This is a genomic window from Novipirellula sp., assembly GCF_041583735.1.
GTDB lineage: Bacteria > Planctomycetota > Planctomycetia > Pirellulales > Pirellulaceae > Novipirellula.
Window position 1 is genome coordinate 1 of sequence record NZ_JBFHFD010000401.1, and the last position, 8,111, is coordinate 8,111.

At 54.2% G+C, this 8,111-nt stretch carries 7 protein-coding genes; all 7 read right to left on the bottom strand.

The window, feature by feature from the left end; genetic code table 11:
* On the bottom strand, nt 1-591 hold a 591-nt coding region (locus tag ABX962_RS23860), incomplete at its 3' end, for an MFS transporter (protein WP_372722974.1).
* Nucleotides 592-648: 57 nt separating this feature from the next.
* Entirely contained in the window at nt 649-1,551 is a 903-nt protein-coding gene (locus tag ABX962_RS23865; protein ID WP_372722976.1) for a class I SAM-dependent methyltransferase, read from the bottom strand.
* A complete protein-coding gene (locus ABX962_RS23870; RefSeq protein WP_372722978.1) occupies nt 1,484-1,915 on the bottom strand; it encodes a Minf_1886 family protein in 432 nt (143 codons plus the stop codon). Before ABX962_RS23870 ends, ABX962_RS23865 begins: the two co-directional genes overlap by 68 nt.
* 542 nt (nt 1,916-2,457) lie before the next feature.
* Nucleotides 2,458-3,186 (bottom strand): deoxyribose-phosphate aldolase, encoded by a 729-nt coding sequence (gene deoC, locus ABX962_RS23875; RefSeq protein ID WP_372722979.1) that lies wholly within the window; start codon nt 3,184-3,186, stop codon nt 2,458-2,460.
* A 236-nt stretch (nt 3,187-3,422) separates the two neighbouring features.
* The gene (locus ABX962_RS23880) at nt 3,423-4,037 is read right to left on the bottom strand and encodes a methylated-DNA--[protein]-cysteine S-methyltransferase (RefSeq protein WP_372722981.1); all 615 of its coding nucleotides are present in this window, start codon (nt 4,035-4,037) and stop codon (nt 3,423-3,425) included.
* A 2-nt stretch (nt 4,038-4,039) separates the two neighbouring features.
* The gene (locus tag ABX962_RS23885) at nt 4,040-5,416 is read right to left on the bottom strand and encodes a tRNA modification GTPase (protein WP_372722983.1); all 1,377 of its coding nucleotides are present in this window, start codon (nt 5,414-5,416) and stop codon (nt 4,040-4,042) included.
* Between the two features lies 1 nt (nt 5,417).
* Nucleotides 5,418-8,036: a thioredoxin family protein gene (locus ABX962_RS23890; protein ID WP_372722985.1), complete on the bottom strand. Its 2,619-nt coding sequence runs from the start codon at nt 8,034-8,036 to the stop codon at nt 5,418-5,420.
* Between the last annotated feature and the right edge of the window lie 75 nt (nt 8,037-8,111).

The window sequence follows — 8,111 nt, forward strand, 5'->3', positions numbered from 1 at the left end:
ACGAATCGAAACTTTTTCGTCCGAACGGACCGGTGGGGTATCGGGAAGCGAAAAGCTAAACACGCCCAGCGCAATCGCCGCAACGGCGGTCATGTAAAACATTCCCGAATTGGTTTCGTAGCCGGTAAAGGTCAATGCGAACCCCGCCGCGATCCAACCGATCGTGCCGAGCACCCGAATGCCAGGAAACTCCTTTTCTGGATCCGACATATTTTTCAGCGCAATCGTGTTGGTCAACGCCAGGGTCGGATAATAGGTCAGCATGTAGCCGAGAAAGAACCCCCAGTTGATGACCGAAGGCGAAGGCGATTCCCCCTTCATGAACGAGACCGCGCCGAACATGATCACGCCCCCGAGCAAATGCAGGATCGCGAGCACTTTTTGAGCCGAGAAGAAACGGTCCGCGATCAAGCCGACCAACAGCGGGGTCAGCAAGCCGGCGATCGGACCAACCGAGTAAGTATTGCCAAAATCAGCCGCCTCGAATCCGATCGTGCTCAGAAAATTGGGGGCAGTGACATACCACGATCCCCAAATAAAGAACTGCAGGAACATCATGACGGAAAGACGGATGCGAACACTAGGAGCCATTGCGAGGGACTTCCGTTTGGTGGGAGGAATTAAGGCAGGTTGGTAGGCGACGTCGGTCTAGGGAAGTGCTTCGAGAACTTGTTCGGTAGGAATGGGATCCAGCGATTCAAGCGGACTGTCGTCACGGGCGAAGAACATTAAATGTTGCCAAGGCAGCATGTTATACTCTTTCACCAGCTTGAAGTGGTTCTTTTCATACTCCTTCATGATCTGATTTTTTGACATCTTATGCAGTGGCTTAATCGGCACCGAAGGATCCTCCTGACGGTACTCCAACAGCGCAATGACGCCGTTGGGTTTTAATGCGCGGTGCATATGCCACAGCATCGATTCGGGATGCGAAAATTCGTGGTAGACATCGACCATCAAAATCAGATCGACTTCGCCGAGCGGCAGATTAGGATCGTCGACTTTTCCCAGAATCGGTTCGATGTTTCGCAGTTTGGCTTTCGCACCACGAACACGAAGTTTCTGTAGCATTTCACGCTGGATGTCGACTGCCAGCACGCGACCACTTTCGCCCACTTTCTTGGCCATCGGCAGCGTCCAGTAACCGTTGCCACATCCCAGATCACAAACGACCATGCCCTCGGCCAATTGCAATTGGACAAACGACTCGGACGCGTTTTCTTCGTCATCGCGGTTATCACGAATCAGCCACGGTGCGCCTTGATGCCCCATCGGCTCCGCCACGATGCGGCCCAGATAAGTACGACGCGGCTTTTCATCGGGGGGGGGCAGCGACCGCTCTGTGAAATCAGCTGAAGCGGAATCGGCTGAAATGGAGGGTTCCGCAGTGGCGGTATCTTGAGCCCCTGCGTTTAGCGCTGAAACCGCAATCAGCCAGACAAAGAAACATCCGGCCCACAAACTCGACCGCGTTCGTTTCGACTCAGTCTTCGTCGCGTGCGACAAGTTCAAACTGAGGCTCGAACGCGTCGTCAAAATCAAAGACGTCATCAAAATCCTCGCGGCGATCGGTTTCACTTTTACGCATCTGTTCAATGCGAATCAGATTGTACACCAATTCACCGAGGTCGCTTGTCGAGCGGATGCCCCAATTCGCTAAAACCATTTTGGCGAGGTAGCCATATTGATCAATCGCGTAACGTCGACACGACTCGCAAAGCTGTTGACCGGTCACGTGATTCGGATTTTCGGACGAAATTCCCGGCGCGGGATCGACATCCGCCATCGCCGCGCTAGTCGCCTCGTTGTTCTCGTGAGCGTAATGCAGCGACTCGCGAATGAATTGATAGGCTTCGATGCGATAACGTTTGTCTTCGTTAAGTAAATCGCGGATCGCTTGAAGAGGAGTCGTCATGAGGGAACTCTGGGAACACGTCGAATAAATTGACGGACGGTTAGTGGCTGCTTTCCTGCCGTGTGCTTCTATTTTGACCGCTTGCTCGAAAAAATACAATTCGACTGCGATTGCCCTTCGGTAAAAGAGCGTGAATATCGATCGCGATCGAGCGGCGAGAGAATTAGGCCGCTGAAGTGATAGGTGCGGAAACGATGCGGTTTTCCAGCAACCCACAAACGAAAAAAGCTGGCGGGCAACACAATGCGTCGTGGGGCAAACGACGGAAATGGTCACCCGCCAGCTAGCTTGACACAGGCCCCCATGTCAGGGGCCTGATAACTGTTCGCTGGGGTAGAGCTACGCTCTTACGCTAGTAAACTACAAAAAACGATATTCCGCAATGTGGGGGGCTCATATTATCGGAAGAAATTTGCTGCAAATTCCAGCATTTTCACCCTCTAATTCTCTTTCTTTTGCCATTAATCGGTTCCCAAACTTCACTGAACCGCAAACTTGAAACAACGGAAGACAGAAGATGTACTCATCTTTTTTTACCGCAATCAGTAAGTGCTTGTGGGGCCTGATGTTACGTCGATGGGGGGCATGTCGAGCTGAGATCGGCACTCATCAAGCATCTCTTTTGTTCGGCTAGCACCGACCCGCGTGACGCCCATCGCACGCACCTTTATCACCATCTCAAGATCACGTATGCCTCCGGCAGCCTTGACTTGAACGTGGTCGGGTGCCTGGGATCGCATCAACTGCAGATCTTCGATTGTCGCACCACTGGTCCCAAAACCGGTCGATGTTTTGACCCAGTCGGCATTCAATTCGCCACAAATCTGACAGAGGCGAACCTTATCATCGTCATTCAAGTAGCAATTCTCGAAGATCACTTTCACTTTTTGTCGGGCATCATGGGCGACATCGATCACCGCTGCGATGTCATCGTGAACGTACGTCCAATCGCCGCTGAGCACTTTGGAAATATTGACGACCATATCCAGTTCTTGGCAGCCATCGGCGATTGCCCGCTCGGCCTCGGCCCGCTTCACCGCAGTGGTGTTTACCCCGAGCGGAAACCCAATCACCGTCGATGTCTTGACCGTGCTGCCTGAGAGCAATTCTGCACACCTCGGCACCGCACACGGCATGATGCAAACACTTGCCACATCATAAGCCAAGGCCAACTTGATCCCATGATCGAGATCCGCAGTTGAAAGCGTGGGTGCCAACAACGCGTGATCGATCATTTTCGCAATGTCGGAATAAGTAAAATCGCGGCTCATGTGTCTTGGTTTTCTTGCGAGTACGTATTATCGCGATTGCGTTTTTGTCGAGTTTGCTTTTGTCGCAATCGTAATCGATTCAAGCCACCTGCGTCTCCAACACGTCACTGAGGTGAACATCGTCACCGCAGACGCTGGCAATCAGCAATTCGGTAGTGGTTCCCGTGAATCATCTTGGCAAAGAAACACAGCCAAGGGAGGGACTTTGCAAGCGAGCAAGCTTATCGCCGAGCCGCTCAGGATGCAAATGCTGCGGTGAGCGGAACCGCGTGGTCGCTTTCCAAGTCCAACAAATATTGCTTCGTTTTCAGACCACCGGGGGCACTAAATCCGCAAAGGTGCCCCGACGAAGCAACGACGCGGTGGCACGGGATCACGATGGGGATGCGATTGCGAGCCATACTGCTGCCCACCGCCCGGCTCGCACGGGGGCTCCCCGCACGCTCAGCGAGCTGTTTGTAGGTGAGGGTGGTGCCGGGTTGGATATCACGACAATGGCGATAGACCGACTTCATAAACGGGGTCCAATTCGATTCGTCAATTTGGACGTTCTCAAACGTGGTGCAGCCAAACTCGAAAAAAGAACTCAATCGTTCGTCGAGCAATTGCGTCCAATTTTTAACCGCTTTCGCAGGAATTTGCCCGGCACATTCCGGGCTTTCGTTTCCCCATTGCAACCGCCACAACCCACGCGCTGTCCATATGGACCAGATCACGCCCAGCGGAGAATCATGCTGAGCGACATGCACTGCGGCCGGAATTTGTTTTCCCTTCGAGATAGGTTGGCGCGAGCGATCTTGCCGCGAGAAATCTTGGCGTGGGGCAGCCGTGTTTTGATTCAGCGATTGCATGACTATTTTCCGATACAGAAGCGACCAAAGACGCGATCCAGGATATCGTCAGTGTAGACCGTCCCGGTGACCTCACCAAGCGACTCGACAGCGACGCGAAGTTCCGAAGCGACAAATTCATGACCATCGCCATGCTGAACCAGACGAATCGCCGTTTCGATGCTGGCGGCGGCGTGCGCGAGCGATCCCGAACAGCGAGCAGCGGTCCCCATAATCGAACCGACCTCTTCCTGGTCACGCGACGCGACAAATTGCGAAATGAGATCACGCAACGGGCCCACGCCATCGCCCGTGATCACGCTGGTGTAAATCCAATCGGGTTCCACCACCCTCGTGTCGATCAGATCGGATTTTGTTGCGACCCAGATATCAATCGACGACCGCTTGGACGAACCATCATGCGTTTCAAAATAGCGTCGCTGTGCGTCCAAATCATCCTTGGACGCATCGACGCACCAAATTCGCACGTCGGCGTTTTGTGATGCACGAAGCGCTTGAGCCTGCGAAGCGACCGTGATTTCAAACAGCGGATCCTCCATAGCCCGACTTTCGATTCCGGCGGTATCAACCCACTGGATCGTGTTTCCATCGAGAACGGTTTCCACCGATACGATATCGCGTGTGGTGCCTGCGACATCCGCGACAATCGCTACTTCGTCCCCCACCAATGCATTGATCAAGTGGCTTTTGCCCGCGTTGGGGTTACCTCGAAACGCGACGATCGCTCGCGAACGGCTGCCTCCGCGAGATTCCATTGATTGCCGTGTCTTTTCGACTGCCGCATGAATCACACTCAGCCGATCGACCAACGATTCGTCACTGATGAATTCAATGTCTTCGTCAACAAAATCGAGCCCTGCTTCGACATCGGCAAGCAGGTCGAGCATCTCGCTACGCATCTGTTCGAGCGGTCGGGATAAATTGCCCGCTAATTGTTTCAGCGCATGCTCGAGCGATCCACGTTGTTCTGCTTCGATAACACCAAGCACCGCTTCGGCTTGCGGCAAATCCAACCGCCCCGCCAAAAACGCCCGCATGGTAAATTCACCAGGCCGCGCCGCACGAGCCCCCGCAGAGCTCAACACTCCCACGATCGATTGCAACACCGGTGCCGAGCCGATCGTGTGCAGTTCCGCCGAGGGTTGCCCAGTATAACTTTGGGATGTCGGCCACAGCGACACCGTCACGTCGATTGGACCAAGCGGTGCTCCGAGATCGATCCGGCTATCAATTATCTGGGGGCGTTTCGCGCGTGATGTCGGGACGCCTACCGATTCCAGGATCGATACGACCGATTGCCCTGACATACGAACAATTCCTCGCATCGCGGGCGTTGTCGGTGAGGCAATCGCCACGATGGTTTCGTTGGAATCAAGCATGTTAATGAACAAACGCAGTCGACTTAGAAGGCGACTTTTTCGAGCGTGCAATCGCGGGATCGTCAACGCTCGCTCCGGCTTGCCGCAACGCATCGATCACTGCAGATTGGCTGACAAGATCGCGTAGCACAATCGGCTGGTTGGGGTTGGATCCAGGGTAGATCGCCAAAACGGGAATCGAACGACTCTGCAATTCAGCCAGCTTCGATTTGATCTCGGGGTTATGATCGGTCCAATCCGCTAACATCGGCACCGCATCGAGTTCTTCGATCACTTTACGAGTCTCTTCGGTGTTCAGCGCCACGTTGTAGTTGACGATACAGTTCACGCACCATTTGGCAGTAAAGTCGATCATCACCGTGCGTCCTTCGGCTTGCAGTTCTTGCAAACGATCTTCGCTATATTCTTCCCAAGCGATTGTCTTGACGCCATCTCGAGGCGCCGGTTCGGCACCCAAGTACTGGAACGCCATGAAACCAATTGCCGTGGCAATCCCCACGCCGCTGACCCAAGCAACCAGCCGTTTTTCGATATCGGCCCAGTTCGGGACTTTGCCAATGATCCAGCAACCGAACCACACGCCCAACAGCGTGACAAAGACAGGAACTTTGTGGTCGTCGCTGAACTGATTGAAAAAGAACGCCACGGTCGCCAAGAACAAGAACGCCAAAAATTCCTTTAGCGTTTCCATCCAATTGCCTGGCTTGGGTAACCACGCCACCAGCTTGGGCCAAATCCCGATCATGATATAAGGAATCGCCATTCCCAATCCGATCGTCATCATCAACGCGGTCGTTTCAGCGGCCGTCAAAGCGATTGTCAATCCAAAAATGGCTCCCAAAAACGGACCACTACATGGCGTCGACAACACCGTGGCAAACGCCCCTTTGGCAAACGCACCGGGGTAACCTTCGCGTTTCTGTAAGTCTTGTGACACCTTGCCACCCGCCATTCCCGGAGCAGGGATCTCCCACACGCCAAGGTAGCTCAGTGCCATCGCGAACATTAACAACGTCAAACCAAGCCGCACGGGCAAGTAGGTAAACTGCTCGCCCCACGAGAGCGAAAAGACTACCGCCAAAGCTGTTAACAACGCAAACACCGATAGGATGCCGGCTGCATAAAAGAAGTTCAGCAGGAACGCTCGTTTACGATCCGCGCCCGCTTGCTGAACAAAGCTCATCACTTTCAGCCCCACAACCGGCAATACGCATGGCATAAAGTTCAGGATCACCCCACCCAAAAACGCAAACATCAAAACGACCGCAAACGGGCGTCCATTGGTGTCGCCGCCATCGTTGATCACAATCGGTTGAACCGGGGTTACCGGATGAGCGGCGGCATCCGCCGTCTTGGCATCGAGTGAATCATTTTGTGGTGTTTGGGTCACCGCGGCAGCCACTTCGGTGTCATCCGTAGGCAGCGTCTTCGTATCACGGCCCGTGTTTTCCGCAGCCGCTGCAGGTTTGGTTTGCAGTTTGTCGACCCAATCGGTTTCCGCAGCCGCGTCGAGGACATCGGCGCGTTTAGCGCTGGCGAACTGCACCGCCGCCGAGGAGGCAGGACCTGTTGCCTTGCCAACCTCCAGCGTGGTTGAAAACGATAGCGCCATCGGTTGTTGGCAACTTTTGTCGGTACAGGCTTGGTACGCGATCATGCCCGAGATTTTATGGGCGCCAATCTCGGTGTCTTTCGGAACCTCAACCGGCACCGACCATGTGACGGTTCCTTTGTGGAACATCACGCCTGGTAACAATTTGACATCCACAGGGACCGCGATACTGCTGGCTTTCGGTGCGCCAACACGAAGTCCCGATTTCTCGGACACGACCATGTTGGTCGAAAAGTCACCGTCATCGACGGTCAATTGGTATACGTGGAATCCAGCATCGGGGATCGCCGTGAGTTTTAACGTCGCACGCTCGCCCGGTGCTACCGTGGCGGGCGTCAATTCCGCAGTCCACTGGACTTCGTAACCATCGTCGCGGAACGGTTTTGCAGCAACACTCTTCTCCGGTTCAATCGATGCATTCCCGGCTTGAGTCATCGCGACGGGAACCGTGACATTGCCTGCGAACGCGGCAGTCAACGTTTCCGAGATCGGGATACAGGCGCCGTCGGGCTTACAAACTTGTGCCTCGACCGCGATGGAAATGGGGTCACGAAAATCAGCGGGTATCACGAGCGGGGCCGACCAAACCACACGTCCCCCGTGCTCTTCGATCGTAATCCCCTTGAAAATCTCTGACACACTCTTGTGGGGCGCTTCGTCGGGAGCAAACTTGCCCGCCAATTTCACCGACTCGGGTGACTCGATCGACAACTTTGTCTTCATTGGTCCGCCCGATGGCTGGGTCACCGAATAGATGTGCCACCCCTGGTTCACGTCGACAATGACATCCAATCGACCGCGTGTTCCCGAAGCGTCAACAAAGTACTTTGCCTCCCACTTCGCCGGATCACCCGAATCTTGCCCAAAACCACCGAGCGAGAAATCGGAAAAGACACTGCCGTCGTTGTCGAATCCCGTCTGCGCGGTTGCGGTTTGCGGGACGCCCACCAACAACGTTAGTAACAAACATCCGAGTCCAAGAAGACCGCCGCCATTTTTAATTATCATTTTCAGTACGCTTTAAATAAGCTCTCTGCCGTGAATCCAATTCGCTTAGCCAACCGATCATCTTCCGAGTTTATC

What these genes read in the sequence shown, in the direction of transcription:
- deoC (WP_372722979.1), bottom strand. Translation starts at nt 3,186, where the DNA reads ATGAGCCGCGATTTTACTTATTCCGACATTGCGAAAATGATCGATCAC.
- ABX962_RS23880 (WP_372722981.1), bottom strand. Translation starts at nt 4,037, where the DNA reads ATGCAATCGCTGAATCAAAACACGGCTGCCCCACGCCAAGATTTCTCG.
- ABX962_RS23870 (WP_372722978.1), bottom strand. Translation starts at nt 1,915, where the DNA reads ATGACGACTCCTCTTCAAGCGATCCGCGATTTACTTAACGAAGACAAA.
- ABX962_RS23890 (WP_372722985.1), bottom strand. Translation starts at nt 8,036, where the DNA reads ATGATAATTAAAAATGGCGGCGGTCTTCTTGGACTCGGATGTTTGTTA.
- ABX962_RS23865 (WP_372722976.1), bottom strand. Translation starts at nt 1,551, where the DNA reads ATGACGTCTTTGATTTTGACGACGCGTTCGAGCCTCAGTTTGAACTTG.
- ABX962_RS23885 (WP_372722983.1), bottom strand. Translation starts at nt 5,416, where the DNA reads ATGCTTGATTCCAACGAAACCATCGTGGCGATTGCCTCACCGACAACG.